The following is a 21,161-nucleotide window of genomic DNA, read 5'->3' on the forward strand; positions in this document are numbered from 1 at the left end:
CCGTGAGACTGCGGCCTCAGGCGTCCTTGGTCGCGATGAAAATCTTCTCCCCGCGCAGCAAACCGTAGCGTGCGACGTTCGGTTCCTCGGCGGTGAATTCGGTCAGCGTGAAGCCGGCTTCGGCGATTCGGTCCCGGACATCGCGGCCGAACATCCGGACGTGATCAGCCTGCCCGAAATACCTGATCCGGTCGGCGGTGCTGGTGTGCGCCGGGTTCTCGTAGGTGTGGTCCCAGCCTTCCACGATCGGGAACAGCAGAAGGGCCCGCCCGCCCGGGGCCAGGATGCGGTGGATCTCACGAAGCGCTTTTCCATCGTCGACGTGTTCGAGCACGTGTGCGCACACCACCAGATCCACCGACTCGTCGGGGAGGTCGATGCTCTCGATGTTCAGCACTATCTCGGCCGCGCCAGGGAAAAGATCCGCCGAGCGGTATTCGCCCGCGCGACTTCTGAACACGCTCTCGAGGAAGCGCTCCGGTGCGAAGTGCAGAATTCGCGCGCCGTCGACGACCGAGGCGTTGTCGTTGACCCACAGCGCGACAAGCCGGTGGCGTTCCTTGGAATCGCACTTTGCGCACGCGGCGCCGCGACGGGGTGGGCTGCCGAAGGGGAGGAACCTGCCCGAGTGCCCGCAGAGGTTGCACTCGTGTCTTTCGGGTTTGGACAGGTTGACGATTCCTTGAAGGGGACGGGCGATCGACAAGGGAATGACTTTTCTGCCGACTTCTTTCAACACCGTGGTGCGTCCTCTCTGGATGTCGGTGGAATGCGTACGGCGCCTGCACTATTGGCAGGCAGCGCGGAACCTGCGAACCACCTCAAGCAACGCTGAATCCCCATACCCCCACCCCGGGTGAGCAGAACCGAGTCGACTGATGATACGCCGACGCGACCTGGCTGCGCAGAGCATAGCAACGCGCCGACCGGGATATGGCGGTGCGAGTCGGCTGCAGCCGCGGATCGGTTAGGTGATCTGCAGTAGTGTCGCGGTCGTCGTGGTGTTTCCGAACCAGTACGTGCCAAGGAAAACCTTGTTGCTCGCCTGGTTGAACGCTGTCCACTCAGCCTTGCCGCCCGTCGACGTCCGGGTGGTACCGATCTGGGCGCCGGTCGAGGTGCTCAGGATCGCGAACCGGGTGGTGTAGTTCCCATTTGAGTTGGCGACCGTGGTGGTGACGAACGCGCGGCTTCCGTCGCTGCTCAGATCCTCGGACACCAGGTTGCCGGCGAGCTTGAATGTCGTGCCGATGAGGGCGCCGGTAGAGGTGTTGAGCACGACGGTCCGACAGGTATAGGCCATCGCGTCGTAGTTCTCCACAGCGGTGACCACGGCGCGGCTGCTTCCGGCGTTGAACTTCGCGGCCATGGTCGTACCGGTGAGTTTTACCGTGGCGCCGACCTGCGCGCCGTTGGTCGAGTTGAGAAGCATGATCTGAGTGGTGTAATTGCCCGATGCGTCGGTGGTCGTGGAGTTGTTGGTGACCAGAACGCGAGCGCTGTTGGCGGCGAACAGCGCGGACCCCTGACCGGTCAGCTTCAGCGTCGCGCTGACTGGGGCGCTGTTCGCGGTATTGATGAGCACGACGCGGTATGTATTGGTGGCCCAGTCCTGGGTGGTCAACAGGACGCGCGTTCCGTCGGCGCTGAACTGCGCCTCGCCTTGGCCGGCCAACTTCACCGGTGTACCGATCAGGGCTCCGGTGCTGGCGTTGATCAAGGCAGCCGTGGTGGTGGCATTACCTGAGCCGTCGGCTCCGTCGAGGCTGACGAGGACACGGGATCCGTTGGCGCTGAAGGACGCGGTCCCGTCGCCGGTGAGTTTGACGGTGGTGCCGACCAGCGCGCCGGTCGCGGCGTTGATCAACACCGTCCTGTTCACCCCGTCACCAGCGGTGGTGTTGACGAATGCCCGGGTGCCGTCGGCGCTGAACCCCGCGGTGCCCTGGCCGGCGATCTTCACCGTCGCACCGACCTGCTTTCCGGTGCTGGTGCTGATCATCATCGTCTGGGTGCTGATCGCACCGGTTGCCGGGTCGGTCGAGTACGCGCTGATCATGACTCGACTGCCGTCAGAGTTGAATTGCGGGACGCCAAAACCCGTCCCCTTCACGGTGGTACCGACGAGCGCACCATTGGTGGCGTTGATGATCACGGTGCGGGACAGATATGCACCGGTCGTCGCGTCCGGGCTGAGCGTTTCGACGACCGCGCGAGTGCCATCGGGGCCGAACTGGGAGAACCCGTAGCCGGCCAGTTTCACGGTGGAGCCGATTTGAGCGCCGGTGGCCGTGTTGAGCACGACCGTCTGACTTTGAATATCAGTCATGCTCGCACCCTGTTGGTACGCGGTCAGGATGACGCGGCTTCCGGTGGAGTTGATCTGTGCGATTCCCAGACCGGAGAGCTTGAAGGTGCTGCCGACCTGCGCGCCGGTGGCCGAGTTGAGGATCACCACTCGGCTGGTGTAGATCGGGTTGGCGGGATCCAAGCTGTCCGGGTTGTACGTGCTGATAATGGCATGGCCGCCGTCGGCGCTGAAGACCGAATAACCGAGGCCGGCCAGCTTGATCGACGACATCTGGGCCCCGGTGGCGCTGTTGAGCAAGACGCTCTGCGTGGAAAAGCTTCCGCCTGACTGGGTGTACGCGCTGGCGATGACCCGGCTGCCATCGGCGTTGAATTGCACTGGCCCCAGAGAGGTTCCGGTGAGTTTGACGGTGGTGCCGACTTGCGCGCCGGTGGCTGTGTTGATCAGCACGAGCCGAGTGATGTAGTTGCCGGTGGCCTGGTCTTGGGCCTGACTGGAGAACAGTGCGCGACTGCCGTCGGCGTTGTACTGCACGTCTCCCATACCGGCCAGAGTGATCGAGCCCAGCGTGGTGGTGCCACCGGTGCCTGCAGCAGGCGTCGCCGCCGCCGTCGGGGCTGTCGTAGCCGACCGGGCCGAGCTGGCCACGCCGGTCGATCGGCTGGTGCCGACCGTCGTGGTGGCGGCGCTGGTCACCACATTGACCAGGGACGCGATCTCCGCGGGCAGCGGAATCGACGGTGCGGCGGGCGACGTGCCGGTGGATACCGCGTCGGGTGCCGACGCTTTCGATGCTGGGATATGACGGGCGAATCCGCCGGTGCCGGACTCCGGTGACGACGTGGCCGAGACCGTCACCGACTGACGCCCGGCGGCCTTCGTGAGCTGTTTGGCGCTGTCAGACTTGGCCGGCTTCTTGGTCGCGTGGTTGGCGCTGCTGCTGGCCTTGCCTGCGCCGGTTCCGCCGTCGGAGTTGTCGGCGTGGGCCACTGCGGTGCCGCCGGCCAACGCGGCCGCGCCCACGCCCAGGGAGATTGCGCCCGCCCCGAGCCAGAAGTACGGCTCGCGCCGTCCGCGTCCAGACCTGCTCTGTTGAGTAGCGTGCGCCCGATTTTTCGCCACGTCCAACCCCCCGAAGAATTGACGATTAGGTAATCCAAGGCTCAGAGTCGCACACCCTCGATGCAGAGGCAATACGCCATGCCTAATTCGCAAGCTGGGAGCGGCCACCTAATTGCCATTTCACGTATATCACGGATTTTTCGCAGCTAGAGACTCCAGCTGTGTCGGCGCACTCTTCGCGGTAATCGACCTGAGGGGACCGAAAAGAGGTTGATGGGTGGGCTCTCGCGACCGAAATTGGTGCCGCAGATCGAGGCCGAACGAATGCCGTATTCCGGGCCCAGTGGGTGGCTGCGAGACGATACATCTCGGCCCCGCTCGGTCACCGATGGCGTGTCCCCCGGGATCCATCGCCAGAGCGCGGGAAAGGGCTGTCTATCTTTGGACGCAATCACGTCGTGGCTGGTACCGTATCCATACCTTGGAGGGCCTTTCGCCAGGTCATTTGAGCGAGACGCCGAACGAGGGAAAAGGCCTTGCGGCAAGCCAAACCGGCTTGACCCGTGGGAGGGGGAAGTAGCTATGTCAAATCCAGTGAGTGCGCCCACTGTCATTGCCGAGGTCGGCTGCAACCACGCAGGAGATCTCGAGCTGGCGAAGAAGATGATTCGGGTCGCCGCGGAGTTCTGCGAAGTGGACGTGGTCAAGTTCCAGAAGAGGAACCCGCGCGAACTGCTGACGCCCGAGCAGTACGACGCGCCGCATCCGAACGCGATCCACTCGTTCGGCGACAGCTACGGCGCGCATCGTGAGTTCCTCGAGTTCACCGTGGACCAACACGTCGAACTGATGGACACCGCTGCAAAGTTCGGGGTGACGTACGCGACGTCGGTGTGGGACATGACCTCCGCGAAGGAAATCGCCGGACTGAACCCCAAGCTGATCAAGATTCCGTCGGCGACGAACCTGCACTTCGAGCTGCTCGGGTACCTCTGCGACAACTACGAGGGGGAGATCCACCTCTCGCTGGGGATGACGACACGTGCCGAAGAGGAGTCGATCGTCGACTTCTTCCGGGCCCACGACCGGATGGGTGACGTTGTCCTGTACTCGTGCACCTCCGGCTACCCAGTGCCCTTCGATCAGCTGGCGATCCGGGAGATCGAGCGGCTCAAGGCCATGTACGGCTCCGAACTGCGGGCCGTCGGATTCTCCGGGCACCACCTGGGCATCGCGGTCGACGTGGCGGCTTTTGCCCTCGGCGCCACCGTGGTCGAGCGGCACTTCACCCTCGACCGCACCTCGAAGGGAACCGACCACGCCGCCTCGCTGGAGCCGGACGGTATGCGCCGGGTGCGGCGTGATCTGTCCGCCGTTGCCGCAGCGATGACGTCGCGCGACGACGGTGGGCTTCTGCCGATCGAGCACGAGACGCGCGCGAAACTGAAGTGGCGCCAGTAAGTTTGCGCTTTGGTTGTCGAACCACTGACGCAGCTGGTTGCGTGCGGGAAGACCCAGTAGGGCCGCGGTGAAGCTCGTCGCGTTTGTCTTCTCACCGCTACAGGCGCTGAACCTTCTCGAATACAGCCAGCGCTTCGACCGGCCGGTCGATGTGGTGGTGGTGGGAACCCTGTCTGGGCTCGAAACCACCAGCCGCACCCAGATCGATGCGGTGTTGTCCCTGGTGAAGCCGCGCACGATCATCTATCGCACATGGTTGCTGTCGTCCGGTAAACCGCTCCGCGCGCGACGGGCAGTGTCATCGGCTGTATCCGCCCTGCGCGAGCATTTGACCGCGGGGCCGTACGAGTTCGTCGTCGGCGAATACCGCAACTCGTTCTCCTGGGCGGTCTTGCACCGACTCGGGGACTTGGTCGGCAGTGTTGTGGTCGTCGACGACGGAACAGCCATGCTGCGTATCGACCGCCGGCGACCAACACTGCTGTCGCGGAAAGCTTTGCGGCTGAGGCTCAAAAGTCTGATCTTTCTCGTGTTCGGCGTTCGTGGCGTCCTACCTCCTTCGGCGCTGACCTTCTTCACGATTTTTGCTCTCGAGGCCCATCTGGCGGACAGCGACACGATCGTGCGCAACGACTACCGAACCCTCAGTGCCGAGCTTCGTAAGCTTCCGCCCGACGAAGACTCGGTGTACGTCATCGGAACTCCGCATCGCGAGGCGGGCGTAATGGACACCGGTGACGTGGAACTCGCTCTTGAGCTCGCCCGCTTCGCCGGCGAGTGGACCGGCAAAGAGGTCGTCTACATGGCCCACCGCCGCGAGCGGGCCGAGAAACTCGATGCCTTGCGGGCAGAGTTCACGGTCGTCATGCCCGACGTTCCCTTCGAAATCTATCCACGGGTGATCGGCAAGCAGCCGCGTGCGGTTGTCGGCTACTACTCGTCGTTGTTCGCGACGGTGGCTGATCTGCTGGGAGATTCGGTGGACATCACCGCGCTGCAGATCCCCCGCGACGGTGTCAACGAGTCCTGGCTTCCGTTTGTCGAGGACGTCTATCGGTACTACCGAACCGAACTTGCCTCGGCGGTCAAGGTGATCGAGCATCCGACGCTGTCCCGCGGCACGAGACGCTGACGTGGGAACGGGCCTCGCCGGCACACTCCGCAATCGCGCCTCACGACTTCTTCGCAACGGTCGCGTACTCGGTGCGGCATCGCTGACCGCCGCGGACGTCATCGGAAAAGGCATCGGTCTGCTGATCACGCCATATCTGGCCAATCGGATGGGCGCAGCGCAGTTCGGTGTCCTCAATCTCTATGTGTCGGTCACCCAGATCCTGACGTTCGCCATCTCTCTGGGGGGTGCCGGCCTCCTCGGCGTCGAGTACATCCGCGAGGGATACACCGCGGCGCGGCGCCTGCGCGCGGCCAATCTTCGTGTTTCGCTGTGGGTTTCGATCGCCCTGCTCGTGGTGAGCGTGACAGTCTCGTGGATTGTTCCGGCAGCCGTCCCGTTGATGGCCGGTTTGCTCATCGTCGGGGTGAGCTATGTGCAGGCACTCAACGTGCTCGAATTGTCGTACTACCGCGGCGCGCAGACCTACAAGTTGGCGGTCGCGGGCCAATTCGCATTCGCGATCCTGAACGTGGTGCTGACCGTTGTGGCATTCGAGTTCGACTCGGCCACCGCCGTCAATCGCCTGCTCTCGATTGTGTTGGCCGGCGGCATCGTCCAGCTGGTGTACGCACTCGAGTTACGTAGCAAGCACTTTGAGCGAGCCGACACAGTGACTCGTCGATCGAACACCGCCACGGTCATCCGGTTCGGGATGTCGCTCTTCGTCCACCAGGCGAGCACCTGGATCCGGCTGAGCATCGACCGGTTCGTCGTGTCGGCCTACTTCGGTCTAGCTGCTGCCGGTGTGTACAGCGTCGCAGCCACCCTCGCGAGCGTGGTGTACATCCTGTTCATCTCGGTCAACCAACAGCTTCAGCCGTTTCTCTATCGGCGGCTCAAGAATCGGGATTTCGCCGGATTCCAGCGAGTTCAGGCGTGGTTCGTCGCGGTGGTGTTCGGTTTCACCGCCCTCTACTACGGACTTGTGCTGGTGTGCTTCGATTTGATGTTCGCCCGCGAGTACGACTCAGCCAAGGCCCTTCTTCCCGCGCTGCTCGCCGCCGCCGCCGTCCAGTCCGTCTACCACTTCTTCTCGCATGCCGCGTTCTATGAGCGCCTCGGTGGCCAGATCTCGTCGGTGACGGCAACGGCCTTGGTCGCGTATCTTGCGGGGTTGGGCGCCCTGGCCGTCTTCCGCCAGGTGACGCCGCTGCACGTGGCCCTGTTGGGTCTCGGCGCGAATGCGGTTGCAGCAGGCGGGATGGCGTACCTGTCGCGACGCACCCTCAGACGACTTCGGCTCGGTCCTGCTGAGGTAGAACATCGGGACGAGCCACTGCAACCTCGACGAAGTGAGGCAGGAGTCAGCGATGTCAGATCCCAACCCGGAGCACACCCGGAGTAGTGACGGAGGCGTTGTTGCCGTCATACCCGCCCGCGGCGGGTCGAAGGGCGTGCCAGGCAAGAACCTGACCAGAGTCGGTGGTGTTCCACTCGTCGCTCGCGCGATCCTGACGGCGCATCAGGTCCCGGCGATCGACGCCGTCTACGTGTCGACAGACGACAGCGCGATCGCCGAGGTGGCGCAGCAGTTCGGTGCGGAGGTGATCAACCGGCCAGATTCGTTGAGCGGGGACACCGCTTCGTCGGAGGCGGCACTGTTACATGCGCTGGATGTGTTGGCGGCGGAGGGCGCCGGCGGTGGTCCCGCCACGCTGGCCTTCCTTCAGGCAACGTCCCCGTTTATCCCCGCGCGCAGCCTGGCTCGGGCGGTATCTTCGGTTCGCGCCGGCGATTTCGACGCCATGTTTTCGGCCGTTCCGTTCCATGGGTTCATCTGGCGACTGTCTGCGGATGGGGCTGTCGGGATCAACCACGATGCATCGGTGCGGTTGCGGCGCCAGGACCGCGAACCCGAGTTCCTGGAAACGGGTGCCTTCTACGTGATGAATGTGGCGGGATTTCGTTCCGCCAAGCACCGCTTCTTCGGACGTGTCGGTGTCGAACTACTTCCAGCCGAAACGGCGATCGAGATCGATACCCCGACTGACCTGGCCCTCGCCCGAGCTGTGGCCGCGACGGTCGGAGCTGACTCGCAGGCGGTGCCGGCCAGGGCTCTGGTGATGGACTTCGACGGCGTACACACCGATAACCGCGCACTGATAGACACGAACGGAAACGAGTTCGCGCTTGTCAATCGGTCTGACGGCATGGGAATCGAGCGACTGAGAGCAGCGGGTGTGCCGCTGCTGATCATCTCGAAAGAACGGGTGCCGATCGTCCTCAGCCGCGCTGAGAAACTCGGTATCGAGGCGGTGTGCGGCATCGACGACAAGGTGGCTCATCTGCGGGCCTGGTGTCACGAGCGCTCCATACCGCTTGCCGACACCGCCTACGTCGGCAACGACATCAACGATCTGGGTTGCCTGGATGCGGTGGGGTGGCCGGTCGCGGTGGCAGACGCTCACCCTGAGGTGATCGAAGCCGCACGCGTGGTACTGACCGCTGCCGGCGGCAGCGGCGCGATCAGGGAGATCTCAGACCGCATCCTTCTCGCCCGCGACGGGCACGCGTAGTCAGGATCAGTCGGCGCGCGAGGGGGTACCGCTCTGCTGCTGGCCCGCTTCGGACGTCGCCTCCGCATCGGCGGCGGAGGAGTCTTGGCCGATGGTCGTTGCCACGGCGTTCTTACCCGTCGCTTCACTACGTGACGACCGTTCCTGCTTCTTAGCCTCGGCGCCGTAGTAGCTGTACGTGTAGCTGTACGACGCCCCGCCGCCGCGCGTCGGCATCATGGTGAACACGCTGCCCAGAAGCGTCGCGCCGACGTCGCTCAGGTTGCGCACCGCGTGCATGACCTGCTCCCGCTTGGTCTGGCCGAATCGCGCCATGAGAAGCGCACCATCGGCATGAGCGGCCAAGATGGCGCCGTCGGTCACGGCGAGAAGCGGCGACGAGTCGACGATGACGTAGTCGAACTTCTCGCGAAGTTCACTCAACACGTGTTTGGCGGCCTGCGATCCCAAGAGCTCACTGGGATTGGGTGGGGTCGCTCCCGAGGTGAGGACCGTCAAGCGCGGAAACTTGGTCTCTTGCAGGACCTCGGAAAGGGATGCGGCACCGCTGAGGACGGTGCTGAATCCGGTTTGTCCGATCAAGTCGAGGTACCGGTTCAGCGAGGGCCGTCGCATGTCTCCGTCGACGAGCACGACGTTGTGCTCAGCTTCGGCCAGCGCAAGTGCGATGTTGATCGCGGTGGTCGACTTGCCCTCATTGGGCATGGAACTGGTGACGACGATGACCCGGGGCGGGTTGTCGACAGCCAAGAACTGCAGATTGGTCCGGAGCTTGCGGAATCCTTCGGCGATGGCCGAGTTCTCGCTCTCGAACGAAATTGCAGGCTGATTGCGCCGCCCCTTGTCCAGCGGCACGCTGCCAACGATGCCTACGCCGGTGATCTCCTCGAGCATCTCTCGGCTCTTGATCGTGTTGTCCAGCACGTCGCGAAGCGCTGCGAGGGCGACACCGAGGAGGAGTCCCAATCCGAGACCGATCGCGATGTTTCGGGCGGTCTTCGGAACTACTGGTTTGCTGGGGACCGAGGCACGTTGTTCCACGACGACTCGGGCATCAGGTGTGGCCCCTGGCTTGGGCGTCTCGAGTTCGCGCACCAAGAGCACGAATTCGTCAGACATCGCGTTGGCGATGTCGCGGGCTCGCACCGGTGACTCGTCCAGGACCGACACATCGATCAGGACGGTGTCGAGCTTCGCCGTGGCCTTGACTCGCTTCTGCAACGCGGGCGCATCCATGTCGATGCCGAGCTTGTCGATGGTCCGTTGGGCCAGCGTTGCTCCGGTGATCAGCTGGGTGTAGGAAAGGACTCGCTCTTGGGACAGCCGATTGCCCTGGTACAACTCTGCGGCCGACGAGCCGGCGGAGGTGGAGACATAGAGTCTCGTGGACGCTTCGTAGAGCGGAGTCGTGAGAAGCGAGTACCCGATCGCGATCAACACCGCTGCGAGCGCGGTGACGACGATGGTGATCCATCTCGTCCGCAGCAACTTTGAAAAGTCCTGAAGATTCACGATATCCCTCCCTCGCTGACCAACCCCCGGCCCGACGCGCCAACATTCGCTGGTGCCCGGGAACCTGAAGCTGCTGTCTGCCCCGAGTCCGTTGATTCAGGCACCCAGGCACGGTCACTTAAGCGCAAATTCCATTGTCTCACTTCGAGTGCTGAGCTGCTGACACTACGAGAGGGACAGGGTGTGCCACGGCGCGGGTTGAACCTACTGGCATGGGCACTGCCGAACACGTTCATTCGTTACGTGCCCGTCGATCTGGTAACCAGCCAGTGGGGTCGCTCGGTATCACTCCGAGCACACGGGTACCGAAACTTTGGGAGTGGGGTTGTCCACCAATGGTTGGATCGGAACCTGCGCCTTGCCCGCAACAGTCGGCTCGGAGAGCCGGAACGTCACCTCGGCGGTCTTTCCGGGCGCCACTGCCACCTGAGCTTCATAGCTCGGATGTCCGCGCTCCATTGCTCCGAAGACACGGATCTTCTTGCCGTTGACGGAGGCACTGATGATCTGAGCGCCCTTTGTCGCCAGAAGACGGACCGAGGTGAGCATTGCACCCCTCGGGATGTTCTCCGCCAGACCGGGGAAGAAGCCCAACTTTCCTGCGACATAATCCGGCAACGGCGACGGGTCCGACAGCGTGTTGGTGAGCCGAACGGTGACCGTTGACATGCGTCTGTCTCCGTCGCAGCCGTCGGCGACGTACTCGATGTTGCGGTCCAAGTAATAATCCATCTTGTTGCCGCCGAGATTGTTGATCACGATTTCGGCGTACGGGGCCGGATCGTTGGGGATCACGTGGGCCAGCGGAGTTTCCTCCAGCAGCTTCTGGTCAGCGGGCGATGAACTCCACACCGAGATTCGCCGCTCTTTCACCGCGCGGCCCAACGCTTCGAACAACTTGCGCGGCGACTCCACGGGCTTGGTGATCTTCTTGACGACTTCGGTGGCAATGTCCTGCAGATACTGCTTTCGCGCTGATTGGTCGGTGGGGAAACGTGTGTAGATGGTGGACTCGGTCAACTCGACCACGTTGTCCTTCGTCACCGTCTCGCCGTCCGGCATTGTTACCGGACCGGTGGCAGCGAGGATGTAGCTCAGAGCGATCGGGTCGATGGCAACGACTCCGTCGACATTCATCCCGGTCTGCTGCGTCCACAGCGACTTCCAGATCTCCGCCGCGTAGGGGAAATGTGAACTCTGGTTGCTGTTACGAACATCGGTCGTCGGGTTGGTGAACCCGTACGCCTCGTCGAACTCCTTGCCGAGTGATATCGGTGCAAAGTCTTTGTCGAACTCGGTGTTCCGGCCCAGGTTGTCCACGCTGGGCTTGCCGTTGTCGAATCGGAGAATCCCGAACCCCCCGAGCAGGCCGCCGGTACCACGGGCCTCGGCGTTGGTCTGGAATCCCATGAAGTAACTGCGTGGGCCGTCGGCTCCCATCAGAGCCGGCGCCACCCGCGCCGCCAGGGCGGTATTGCCCAGCAAAGCCGCGATGTCAGCGGTCTGCGCCTGCAATTGTGAGCGTGCCGTGCCCAACGCTGACAGGTACCGCGGATCCGAGATCGCTTGCGCGTCGGCATTCAGGCGAGCCGCATCCGCCGCGATTTTGGTGAGTGCTGGTTCTTCTCGGCGTAATGCCACGACGTCGAGCCGGCCGTTGGCGAGCAACTGATTTGGTGCGACGGTCGTGCCAGCCTCTGCGGTGGGCTTCAGCACGTCGGCGGTCAAGCCGAGTACCACGTCGGATATCTGTTGACCGGTCTTGAACGGGCTTCCCAACCACGGCACTGCCGCAACGATGTTCCATGGCAGCGAATGGGTGGCATCCTGGGCGGCCCGGGCATGAGACTGTGCTTCGGCAGCAGCGCTCGACGCGCCGGCCGTGTTTCCTTGCAGCAGTGCATCTTTGGTCTGTTGCGCGCTGTGGCGTGCTTGTTCGAGGTTGCTCTTCGCAGTCAGCGCTTGGAAACCGAGCCAGCAGCCGAACACAATGACGACCAGCGCGGCGCCCCCCGCCCAGATGACATTTCGGCGCGTAAGCCAGCGTCGCTCGTCGTCCTCGCTGTCGTCGCCAAAGTCGTCGTCGGACTGATTACGTGAAAAGAGGCCCACTCAGCAATCCCCCCGTGCTCCGGTGCGGTCTGCGCTAGACGCTAACAGCCCGCAGCTTTGATAGCTGCCAAACACGAAACAACTCGCCAGTTGCCCGATTTGGGTGTCAACTGACGAGTTGTCTCGTGAGTTAGAGCTATGCGCCGGTGAGGTACGGTCCGACGTGGAAGGTCTGGGCGATGTTGTTGGCGAAGGCGAAGACACCGTCAGCCAGCTGGGTCAGGCCCAGGAACTGCAGGACCTCGCCGGTCCCTTCGACGATCACGTAGGCGAGCGTGCCGACGTAGATCACCGCTCCCCGGACCCACGCCTGGGTTCCGGCAATGGCACCTTCGACCAAGTAGCAGCCGACAGCGCCGGGGCTGCAAGTGCTCGTCGCGGACGCGGAAGCCGAGGGAAGCAGCACCGGATCGACGACCAGCGAGGCCGAGTCGCCGAGCCCTTCCGCGAAAGACGTCAGGCTGGGCGCAGCGTGGCTGATGGCCGGTGCGACGGTGGCTGCGGTGGCGATCGCCAGGGCGGCAGTGCCAACCTGGAACTTGGTGGACATGGCCGAGAACTTGGTAGCGACTGCTGTTGTCATCGAGACCCCCCTAAGGATTATGCGGTTGACCTTGCTGTTCTTCCTGGACATAGCCTGAGAATTGGTAACAGAGTCGCATACCACCGCAGCCTTGTCAACACAAAAAACACCTTGTCGCCAGGGGTTTTGTTGCATATGCGAGGTATTTCGACTCTCTGCGCTTACCTGACACTTTCCTGTAACATGCCTGACTCACATATCGCCCGTTCGCCGGATTCGGGTCAGAGCGACCGCAGCGAATGTGCGAAGCCACTGATATCGCGAACCGAGGCCGCAAAGACTTCCGGCATCAACGCCGGGAACAGCAAGTCACCGCCGTGGCAGGTGCCGACCACGATCCGCCCGGCCGCGGGGACCCCCGCGGCAAGCAGTCGGCGGTAATAGACAAGCCCCTCGTCGCGCAGAGGGTCGAGCTCGTTGACGGAAATGATGTGCGGCGGCAGGCCGGCCATGTCCGCAAGGCTCGCCGCGCCGGCCCAGCAGGTCGGGTCGCCGGTGTGCGACATTTCCGGGTCGTAGATCGAGCCGAGTAGCGCAGCCTGCTGACAACTGATGAAGTAGCCGTCGTTCTCGCGCAGCGACGGCAAGTCGTCGGGATAGTCGAGCCAGCGGTTGGAGATGTACGGGCATTGCGCGTACGCGCCCGCGATCTCGCCCAGCCACCCCTCTCGCTTGGCCTTGTGGGTGACGGTCAGCGTGAGGTTTCCGCCGCCCGACTCGCCCGCGACGATCAGATGGCTGACACCGAGGTCTGCGGCGTTGGCGTACACCCACCGTGCCGCCGCCGCGCAGTCGTTCAGACCGGCGGGGTACGGGTGAGCACCCAGCCGCCCGCCGGAATTGCGGAACTCGACGCCAACGGCCACCAGGCCGGTCGCCGCCAAACTCTCCCGCAGGTGGCGGTACCCGGCATCCGCCGCACTGGCGATCGCCATCGCCCCGCCGTGAAAATGCACCACCGCCGGCAGCGGACCGTCGGCGCGGTCCGGGCGACTGACGAACACCGTGATCACGTTGCCGTCGACGCCGGGAATGGTGACCGTCGTCGTCGTCACGCCGGTCGGAGCCGGGGCTGCGAGGGCGAACACGTCGAGCACGCCGCCCACCGCCTCCTCGGCGGCCGCCGCATACGCCAACCGGTCGGCGAGCGGTGAGTCGACCGTCAGCGGCGCATCGGGCAGGACGTCGGCCAGCCCGAGCGGGGCGAAGGCCGCCACCATCCGGGGATCCGATCGCGGATCGGTGCCAAGCGTGCGATTCGGATCGGCGAGCCGGCCAGCGAGCATGGGACCGACACTAACGCCCCCCGTCACGCCGGCGTGCGCAGTGTCAAACGCTCAGGCTGCCGCGCCGGGCTTGAGGTAGGTGACCAGACTGACGTCCAGCGCCTCGTCCAGGTAGTAGTACTGGCAGCCGGTCAGATACCGCATGTAGTTGTTGTAGCTCTCGATCCCGGCAGCCGCGACGGCCTCGTCTTTGTGCTGTTCGAGCCGAGCCGCCCAGATTCCGAGGGTCTTGATGTAGTGGTTGCGCAGCGACAGCGGTTCGGGCACCACGAAGCCGGCCTTCTCGCCGTGCTCGACCAACATCTTCGTGCTCGGAATGCGGCCGCCAGGGAAGATCACCTCGGCCATGAACTTGGCGAACCGGGCCAGCTCGAACGTCAGCTTCTTGCCGCGAGCCGCCAGGTCGTCGGGATGGTAGCCACAGCTGCTCTGGATGGTCATCCGTCCTTCGTCGGGCAGGATGTCGAAGCAGGTCTTGTAGAAGTCGTCGAAGCGCTCGAAGCCGAAGTGCTCGATGGCCTCGATCGACACGATCCGGTCGACGGGGGAGTGGAACTGCTCCCAGCCTTCGAGCCGGACGTCGAAGGTGCGCTCGCTGTCGATCTTGCTCAACAACTGCTCGCAGTAGGCCTTCTGGTTCTTCGACAGGGTCAGGCCGATCACGTTGACGTCATATTTCTCCATCGCCCGCTGCAGCGTCAGGCCCCAGCCGCACCCCACTTCGAGCAGCGTCATCCCGGGTTTGAGATCGAGCCGGTCGAGGTGCTGGTCGACGTTGGCGATCTGGGCCTCGGAGAGGGTGACGTTCGGACCGGTGAAGTACGCGCAGCTGTACTTGCGGGTCGGGTCCTGGAAGACCCCGAAGAAATCGTCCGAGAGGTCGTAATGCGCCTGAATTTCCTCGAAATGGGGCCGCATGTCCTTGGTTTCGGTTGCCTCGGGCATGAGTGTCTAAGCCTTCCTGAATTTTCTGGTGTGACGACGCCACTGCCCCCGCGAGTGGTATTGCGCGCCAGTATGCACTATGTGATCTGGACCATACCTTCTTGCCCCGCCCGAACCGCCGTCAAACAGTGCGTAAACCCTGCGTGTCAATGGTCCTGCTTCTCGAGCGTGAACTGATCGACATCGATGTACCCGACCCGGAAGCCACGGGCACATCCCGTCAGATACTTCATATACCGGTCGTACACCTCCTCGGACTGCACCTCGATGGCCTCGGCTCGGTTGGCCTCCAACGCCTCGGCCCAGCAATCCAGTGTGCGGGCATAGTGCGGCTGCAGGGATTGAACACGCGTGAGAGTGAAGCCGGCCTTGGTCGAGTGCTCCTCGACCTTCTCCACCGACGGCAGCCGGCCGCCGGGGAAGATCTCGGTGAGGATGAACTTCGCGAACCGCGCCGCCTCGAAGGTCAGCGGGATCTTCTTCTCCGCCATCTGGTGGAAGGTCAGCGATGTGATGGTGTGCAGCAGCATCACCCCGTCGTCGGGCAGCACCCGGTGGGCCATCGTGAAGAAGTCGTCGTAGCGGTCGAAGCCGAAATGCTCGAAGGCGCCGATCGAGACGATCCGGTCGACGGGCTCGTCGAACTCCTCCCAGCCCTTGAGTTCGATGCGCTTGTCCCGTGAGCTCTTCGACTCGCGGAACACCTGCTCGACGTGATCGCGCTGGTTCTTCGACAGCGTCAGCCCGATGACGTTGACGTCGTACTTGTCCAGGGCGCGCAGCATCGTGGCTCCCCATCCGCAGCCGACGTCCAGCAGTGTCATTCCCGGCTGCAAGCCGAGCTTGCCCAGCGCCAGGTCGATCTTGGCGATCTGAGCCTGTTCGAGAGTCATGTCGTCGCGCTCGAAGTAGGCGCAGCTGTAGGTCTGGGTGGGATCGAGGAAGAGCCGGAAGAAATCGTCGGACAAGTCGTAATGGGCCTGGACGTCCTCGAAATGAGGCTGGAGCTTTCTGGGCATGCCGGTGCGCCTTTCGCAGTGAATGCTTCAGGCAGCAACCACGTATCCCCCCCGTTGGGACAAAGCGATCACCGCTGGTGTGCAGACCCGATGCTAGCCGCTCCAGCTGAGAGTAAACAGTCCGTGACGCACCGAAATTAGCTAGTTGACCTCGGCAAATGTGGTTTTGAGCTCGCCCACGATGTCGTCCCACAAGGCCTCGGGCAGGTCGTGCGCCATGCCGTCGAACAGCACCAGGCGGGCGTTGGGGATGGCCGACGCGATCGAACGGCCACCCGACGGACGCATCAGCTTGTCGGCGCGGCCGTGGATCACCACGGTGGGTGCGGTGATCCGGCGGTCGTAATGCTTGAGGCTGCCGCTGCCCAGCACGGCGCCGAAATGCCGCGCGATGCCCTGCGGGTAGTGCGCCCGCTCGTAGGCTTCGAGCGCGTCGGCGCGGGCCTGATCTTCGGACACCGGGTAGCCGGGACTGCCGATGATCTTGCCCACCCGCACCGCGTTCTCGATGATCACCTCGCGCGGCGAATTCGGCGACGGGCCAGTGATCAACGACAGCAACGCGCGCGGTGCCGGGGGCGGCAAGAACGCAGAGTTGTTGGAGGAGAAGATGATTCCCAATGCATTCGTCCGGTGGCCATGCCGCGCGGCGAAGATCTGGGCGATCATCCCGCCCATCGACGCCCCGACCACATGCGCCCGTTCCAGCTCCAGATGATCGAGCAGCGCCGCGGCGTCGTCGGCCATGTCCTCCAGGCGGTAGACCGAGGGACTGGGGCGACCCAGGTACGAGCGCACCAGGTTGGGCACCAGCCCGCCGCCGGCCCGCCGGCCGTGCAGCTTGGAAGACAACCCCACGTCACGGTTGTCGTAACGAATGACCCGATAGCCCTGGTCGACCAGCTTCTCGCAGAAGCCGTTGCGCCACAACAGAAGTTGTGCGCCAAGGCCCATCACCAGCAGCACCGGCGGGTCGCCGGGGTTGCCGATATCCTCGTAGTACAGCTCGATCTCGTCGACCCGTCCATCCCCCGAGTCGCTGCGCTCCTGCCCCCAAGGGACGCGGGCAATACCGGTCCGGATGTCCATCACACCTCGACATCGCTCTGGTGCTCGCGGCTGACCTCGACCATGAAGTTGGCGAAGTAGCCGGAGAACTGGGGGTCATTCATCATCTGCCACTTCGGCGCCAGCAGCTTCATGTAGCGCTCGACGTAGAGAAACTGTTTGCCGATCAGCACCAACTCGCGCGGCAGCTTGACGTCATACGCTTCGGCCAGCGTCGAGAGCTGCTTGCCGATGTCGGCGTACGACATGTCGCCGAGGGTCTTCAGCGTCAGCGGCTCGGCGAACGCCTTGAGGTCCTTGGCGGCCTGGGCCTCAGGCTTCACCGTTCCGACCGCGCCGAGCAGCACCACGATCTTGCCGGCCGCGGCGTGGTCCTTCTTCACCAGCAGCGCATAGATCAGCTCACGCAACAACCAGCGGGTGCGCGGGTCGATGCGGCCCATGATGCCGAAGTCCAGGAAGACGATGCGGCCGTCGTCGTCGACCAGCAGGTTGCCGGCGTGCAGGTCACCGTGGAACAGGCCGTGCCGCAGGCCGCCCTCGAAGGTGGAGAACAGCAATGCCTTGACCAGCTCGGTGCCGTCGAAACCCTTGCGGCGGATCTCCTTGACGTCGTCGATGCGCACCCCGTGCACCCGCTCCATGGTCAGCACCCGCTCACTGGTGAACTCCCAGTGCACCCGGGGCACCCGGATGTTGCGGCCCAGCGGCGAACCGTGCAGGCCCGACACCCAGGCTTCCATCGATTGCGCTTCGATGCGGAAGTCGAGTTCTTCGGCGAGGTTGTCGGAAAAGTCGGCGACCACGTCCTGGGCCGACAGCCGCCGGCCCAGCTTGGCCAGCTCGACGACCTGGGCGAAGCGCTTGAGGATCTGCAGGTCGGCGGCCACCCGGCGGCGGATACCCGGCCGCTGGATCTTGACGACGACGTCCTCACCGCTGTGCAGGGTGGCGAAATGCACCTGGGCGATCGAAGCCGACGCGAACGGCTTCTCCTCGAAGCTCGCGAACAGTTCGGCCGGGTCACCACCGAGTTCCTGGCGCAGCAGCGCGTGCACTTCGCCGGTGTCGGCGGGTGGCACCGCGTCGAGCAGTCCGCGGAACTCCCGGCTCAGCCCCTCGCCGAACGCGCCCGGGCTGGACGCGATGATCTGACCGAACTTGACGTAGGTCGGACCTAGGTCAGCGAAGGTCTGTGGAATCTGCTTGATGACCTTGTCCTGCCAGCGCCCGCGGCCGGGCAGCGTGCCGAGCACGCGGGCGCCGGTACGGGTGAGCTGCCAGCCGGTCATGCCCATGCGGGCGGCCTCGACCGGCAACGGAACGCGATCGAGCTTGGCTACTTCGCGGTGTTTGGTCGAACTCATTCTTGCCAGTGTGCCAAACCGGCTGTCCATACCACCAATCTTGCGGGGCCGCAGCGACCCTGGTCACAGCGGCGGTCTGGCCTCAGGATTTGGGTTGCCACGGCGTCAGCCACGGCTGCGGCGCCATCCCTTCGGCCGCCGCGACGAGCTCGTACATCGTTGCCCCGTCGATGCTTTCGCGGATGATGTCGGCGTGCCCGGCATGTCGGGCAAGCTCGGTGATCAGGTGTCCGAACACCCACCGCACCGACCATGCGGTGACATCGGCCGGGAACCAGGGTGCGTCGCGCGGCACCGGCACCGCGGCATCCAGGTCAGCGGTCTGCACCAGACGCAGCGATTCGGCGTTCTGCGCCCGCAACGCAGCCAAGAGCTGGGCCAATGTCTCGTCGGGCCGCATCACGTGCTCGTCCTGATACTCCTGTGCACGCTCCTCGAACGGGCGGCTGTCGGCGGGTGGCTCCTGGGGCGCGGCGGCGACCCGCTGCATCCAGCTGCGTTGCACACCGGTCGCGTGCTTGACCAGGCCACCCACGGACAGCGAGCTGACCGTCGGGGTGGCCCTGGCCTGCTCGTCGGTCAGCCCGTAGGCGACGGCGAAGAACGCGCTCTGCTGGTAGGCGAGGTACTCACGCAGGGAGTCGCGCTCGTCACGGACGGGTCGGGCCAGAGTGGGCATGGTGGTCCTCTCAGTGTGCGGTGTGGGTGTACAGGTCACGCAGACAAGCAATTTCGGCACCGTGATGAATGACTTCACGGTTGATGTGCAGGATCAGCTCGGACAACGTGTGCTCGGCGTAGGGGCCTTCGGCCGGCCCGCACGGGCGGGCGAGATCGCCGTCAGACAACGCCCGCACCCCGCTGTTCCACTGCTCATACGCCAGGTCGAGCTGGGCCAGCGCGGTCTCGGCGTCGGTGGCATACGGCCAGCTCTGATAGTCAGCGGGCGGCCCGCCGAAGTGGGAGTGGTTGCGCATGGCCAGCACGCCGACGATGACATGGGCCAGCCGCCAGGCGATCGTGGTCACCGGCTCCGGCCGTGGCGGCGGATAGGCGAAGTCGATCCGGGCCTTCCCCTGGTCGCTGTGCCCCTGACCGCCGGCACCGTCCCGGTGCACCGTCCAGCACCCGGGCACCGGCTCCCAGAAGTACTCGTCGTCGGTCAGGCCCGCCAACCGCGGGCGCAGCGTGGTGCGCCAGTGCCAGTCCAACTGCTCGGCAAGCTGCGTCGTCCAAGAGGTCATAACCGCAGGCTTTCACGAGTTACGGACAGTTTCTGTCCGCAGACTGGGCGACTCTGGAGCCATGTCCCAAACGACCAGCCGGGTGTTGCAGCTGCTCGGACTGCTGCAGTCGAGGCGAGTCTGGTCGGGTGAGGAGTTGTCCCGGCGGCTCGGCGTGACCACCCGCAGCGTGCGCCGCGATATCGAGCGGCTGCGCGAACTCGGCTATCCCGTGCATGCCAGCACCGGCCACGGCGGCGGCTATCAGCTCGGCGCAGGGGCGGCTCTTCCGCCGCTGCTGCTCGACGCCGACGAAGCGGTGGCGATGGCGGTGTGTCTGCGGCTGGCCGCCGGCGGCAGCGTCGCCGGGGTGGGGGAGTCGGCGCTGCGGGCCTTGACCAAGCTGGACCAGGTCATGCCCGCGCGGCTGCGGTCCCAGGTCGCGGCCGTGCACGAGGCCACCGTCACCCTGACCCGCGAGCCCCAGTCGCCGGTGGATCCCGAGATACTCATGACGCTGGCGCGAGCCTGCCGCGACCGCGAGCACGTCGACGCCGACTACGTCGACCGGGCGGGCGCCGCGAGCAGCCGCCGTCTGGAGCCCTATCAACTCGTCACCACCGGGCAACGCTGGTACCTGCTGGCCTATGACCGGGATCGCCAGGATTGGCGCAGCCTGCGACTGGACCGGATGGCGCAGGTGCGGGTCGCGGGGACCACCTTCACCGCGCGGGACGCGCCCGATGCCGCCACCTATGTCGGTCGGGCGATCACCACCTCGCCATATCGGCATGTCGCCAGGGTGCGCTACCGGGCGCCCAAAAGTGTTATTGCCCAGCACTTCTCGCCGACATCGGTGACGATCTCCGAGGACGGCCCCGACGCCTGCGTGGTCGTCAGCGGGGCCGACGACCCGCACACACTGGCGCTGTACCTGGCCATGCCCGGCGTCGCCTTCGACATCCTCGAACCCGACGCCGTCGCCCAGGCCGCGCTGGCGATGTCGGCGCTGCTGGCCGGTTCCGTCACGCGGTGATGCCGAGCCGGTCGGTGAGCGTCAGGAACGCGACGGCGAAATCGTTGTGGGCGGTACCCGTACGGACGCTGTCCCAGTCGACCTGCTCGCGTACCGCCCGCACCGGCGGCAGCAGCGCCGCGAAATCGCAGTGGTGCTCACCCAGCGAACACAGCTTCTCGATCAGCACGTAGGTGGGCGGCAACGCCCGCATCGAGACCGCCAGGACCTCGCGGCGCACCGCGTTCTCCAGCGTCGCCGCATCGACGGGTACGCCGTTGAGCCGATGCAGCACGTCGATGACGAAGTCGTCACCGACGCACGCCTTGACCAGCCAGTCCTCCGGCGGCCGCTCGACGGTGAACCCGGCGTCGGCCAGGCTCTTGGCGGCCGCCTCCACCTCGGATCCGGCCAGCGAGAAGTCCGGCCCGTCGGCGGTCATCGCCGCGGCGGCACGCCGCAATGCCGAACGCAGATCGGTATTTCGGGCCGGCATGGGTACCAGGT

18 protein-coding genes are annotated in these 21,161 nt (G+C 64.6%); 5 read left to right on the plus strand and 13 right to left on the minus strand.

Annotated features, from left to right (window positions below; translation table 11 throughout):
- Positions 1 to 16 precede the first annotated feature (16 nt).
- Positions 17 to 739 carry a class I SAM-dependent methyltransferase gene (locus tag MSZK_RS16555; RefSeq protein WP_158230594.1) on the minus strand — a complete coding sequence of 241 codons (723 nt, stop codon included), beginning with the start codon at positions 737 to 739 and terminating at the stop codon, positions 17 to 19.
- Positions 740 to 967: 228 nt separating this feature from the next.
- On the minus strand, positions 968 to 3,334 hold the full coding sequence (locus MSZK_RS16560; protein WP_099249621.1) for a hypothetical protein: 2,367 nt from the start codon (positions 3,332 to 3,334) through the stop codon (positions 968 to 970).
- A 633-nt stretch (positions 3,335 to 3,967) separates the two neighbouring features.
- Here MSZK_RS16560 and MSZK_RS16565 point away from each other — a divergent pair.
- The 4 genes from MSZK_RS16565 to MSZK_RS16580 all read left to right on the plus strand — a co-directional run bounded on the left by MSZK_RS16565 (position 3,968) and on the right by MSZK_RS16580 (position 8,524).
- Positions 3,968 to 4,834: an N-acetylneuraminate synthase family protein gene (locus MSZK_RS16565; RefSeq protein WP_199203368.1), complete on the plus strand. Its 867-nt coding sequence runs from the start codon at positions 3,968 to 3,970 to the stop codon at positions 4,832 to 4,834.
- A gap of 67 nt (positions 4,835 to 4,901) precedes the next feature.
- Positions 4,902 to 5,966: a hypothetical protein gene (locus MSZK_RS16570; RefSeq protein ID WP_099249625.1), complete on the plus strand. Its 1,065-nt coding sequence runs from the start codon at positions 4,902 to 4,904 to the stop codon at positions 5,964 to 5,966.
- 1 nt (position 5,967) lies between these two features.
- Positions 5,968 to 7,353 (plus strand): oligosaccharide flippase family protein, encoded by a 1,386-nt coding sequence (locus MSZK_RS16575; protein ID WP_158230595.1) that lies wholly within the window; start codon positions 5,968 to 5,970, stop codon positions 7,351 to 7,353.
- Entirely contained in the window at positions 7,319 to 8,524 is a 1,206-nt protein-coding gene (locus tag MSZK_RS16580) for an acylneuraminate cytidylyltransferase (RefSeq protein ID WP_099249629.1), read from the plus strand. Before MSZK_RS16575 ends, MSZK_RS16580 begins: the two co-directional genes overlap by 35 nt.
- A 6-nt stretch (positions 8,525 to 8,530) precedes the next feature.
- Here MSZK_RS16580 and MSZK_RS16585 read toward each other — a convergent pair whose 3' ends face one another.
- From MSZK_RS16585 to MSZK_RS16630, 10 genes are all read right to left on the minus strand, one after another.
- The gene (locus MSZK_RS16585) at positions 8,531 to 10,036 is read right to left on the minus strand and encodes a polysaccharide biosynthesis tyrosine autokinase (protein WP_099249631.1); all 1,506 of its coding nucleotides are present in this window, start codon (positions 10,034 to 10,036) and stop codon (positions 8,531 to 8,533) included.
- A 285-nt stretch (positions 10,037 to 10,321) separates the two neighbouring features.
- Positions 10,322 to 12,148: a DUF4012 domain-containing protein gene (locus MSZK_RS16590; RefSeq protein WP_099249633.1), complete on the minus strand. Its 1,827-nt coding sequence runs from the start codon at positions 12,146 to 12,148 to the stop codon at positions 10,322 to 10,324.
- 136 nt (positions 12,149 to 12,284) lie between these two features.
- A complete protein-coding gene (locus MSZK_RS16595; protein ID WP_142389945.1) occupies positions 12,285 to 12,731 on the minus strand; it encodes a hypothetical protein in 447 nt (148 codons plus the stop codon).
- A 221-nt stretch (positions 12,732 to 12,952) separates the two neighbouring features.
- Positions 12,953 to 14,017, minus strand: coding sequence for an alpha/beta hydrolase (locus tag MSZK_RS16600; RefSeq protein WP_099249637.1), 1,065 nt, complete (start codon positions 14,015 to 14,017; stop codon positions 12,953 to 12,955).
- Between the two features lie 51 nt (positions 14,018 to 14,068).
- On the minus strand, positions 14,069 to 14,962 hold the full coding sequence (locus MSZK_RS16605) for a cyclopropane mycolic acid synthase family methyltransferase (RefSeq protein WP_099249640.1): 894 nt from the start codon (positions 14,960 to 14,962) through the stop codon (positions 14,069 to 14,071).
- A gap of 146 nt (positions 14,963 to 15,108) precedes the next feature.
- Entirely contained in the window at positions 15,109 to 15,981 is an 873-nt protein-coding gene (locus MSZK_RS16610) for a cyclopropane mycolic acid synthase family methyltransferase (protein ID WP_099249644.1), read from the minus strand.
- A 141-nt stretch (positions 15,982 to 16,122) separates the two neighbouring features.
- Entirely contained in the window at positions 16,123 to 17,070 is a 948-nt protein-coding gene (locus MSZK_RS16615) for an alpha/beta fold hydrolase (RefSeq protein WP_099249647.1), read from the minus strand.
- Positions 17,070 to 18,416, minus strand: a complete 1,347-nt coding sequence (locus MSZK_RS16620) for an AarF/ABC1/UbiB kinase family protein (protein ID WP_099249650.1) — start codon at positions 18,414 to 18,416, stop codon at positions 17,070 to 17,072. The genes MSZK_RS16615 and MSZK_RS16620 overlap by 1 nt, the downstream gene beginning before the upstream one ends.
- Before the next feature lie 82 nt (positions 18,417 to 18,498).
- The gene (locus MSZK_RS16625) at positions 18,499 to 19,095 is read right to left on the minus strand and encodes a DinB family protein (RefSeq protein WP_099249653.1); all 597 of its coding nucleotides are present in this window, start codon (positions 19,093 to 19,095) and stop codon (positions 18,499 to 18,501) included.
- A gap of 10 nt (positions 19,096 to 19,105) precedes the next feature.
- Positions 19,106 to 19,660, minus strand: a complete 555-nt coding sequence (locus MSZK_RS16630) for a DinB family protein (protein ID WP_099249655.1) — start codon at positions 19,658 to 19,660, stop codon at positions 19,106 to 19,108.
- Between the two features lie 61 nt (positions 19,661 to 19,721).
- On the opposite strand from MSZK_RS16630, the gene MSZK_RS16635 reads away from it, so the two are divergent.
- Complete coding sequence (locus MSZK_RS16635; protein WP_099249658.1) at positions 19,722 to 20,675, plus strand: YafY family protein; 954 nt, start codon at positions 19,722 to 19,724, stop codon at positions 20,673 to 20,675.
- On the opposite strand, the gene MSZK_RS16640 is transcribed toward MSZK_RS16635, so the two are convergent.
- Positions 20,665 to 21,150: a hypothetical protein gene (locus tag MSZK_RS16640; protein ID WP_099249660.1), complete on the minus strand. Its 486-nt coding sequence runs from the start codon at positions 21,148 to 21,150 to the stop codon at positions 20,665 to 20,667. The two genes, MSZK_RS16635 and MSZK_RS16640, sit on opposite strands and share 11 nt — an antisense overlap.
- Between the last annotated feature and the right edge of the window lie 11 nt (positions 21,151 to 21,161).

It is taken from the genome of Mycobacterium sp. shizuoka-1 (genome assembly GCF_002723835.1).
GTDB lineage: Bacteria > Actinomycetota > Actinomycetes > Mycobacteriales > Mycobacteriaceae > Mycobacterium.